The organism is Desulfovibrio sp. OH1186_COT-070 (assembly GCF_003860215.1).
Taxonomy (GTDB): domain Bacteria; phylum Desulfobacterota; class Desulfovibrionia; order Desulfovibrionales; family Desulfovibrionaceae; genus Desulfovibrio.
Map to the genome: position 1 here is coordinate 1 of NZ_RQYH01000168.1, position 467 is coordinate 467.

The 467-nt window shown below is 46.9% G+C and carries 2 rRNA genes; both read right to left on the reverse strand.

Going from position 1 to position 467, the window contains the following annotated elements:
• Positions 1-111, reverse strand: a 5S ribosomal RNA gene (gene rrf, locus EII23_RS12390); the annotation flags it as partial.
• A gap of 67 nt (positions 112-178) precedes the next feature.
• A 23S ribosomal RNA gene (locus EII23_RS12395) occupies positions 179-467 on the reverse strand; the annotation flags it as partial.

Consider the following 467-nt stretch of genomic DNA (forward strand, 5'->3'; position numbering starts at 1 on the left):
GGCAACGTCCTACTCTAGCGGAACGTTAGTCCGACTACCATCGGCGCTAAGGAGCTTAACTTCTGTGTTCGGCATGGGAACAGGTGTGACCTCCTTGCCATTGTCACCAGACAAATGAATGATTATACATTCAAAACTAGATAGTAAGTAAAGATTTGCTTCGCAAAACTTGAAAAAATTGATTAAGTCTTCGATCGATTAGTATTCGTCAGCTCCACGTGTCACCACGCTTCCACCTCGAACCTATTAACCTCATCATCTTTGAGGGATCTTATAACCGAAGTTGGGAAATCTCATCTTGAGGGGGGCTTCATGCTTAGATGCTTTCAGCACTTATCCCGTCCATACATAGCTACCCAGCTATGCCGTTGGCACGACAACTGGTACACCAGAGGTATGTCCATCCCGGTCCTCTCGTACTAAGGACAGCTCCTCTCAAATTTCCTACGCCCACGACGGATAGGGAC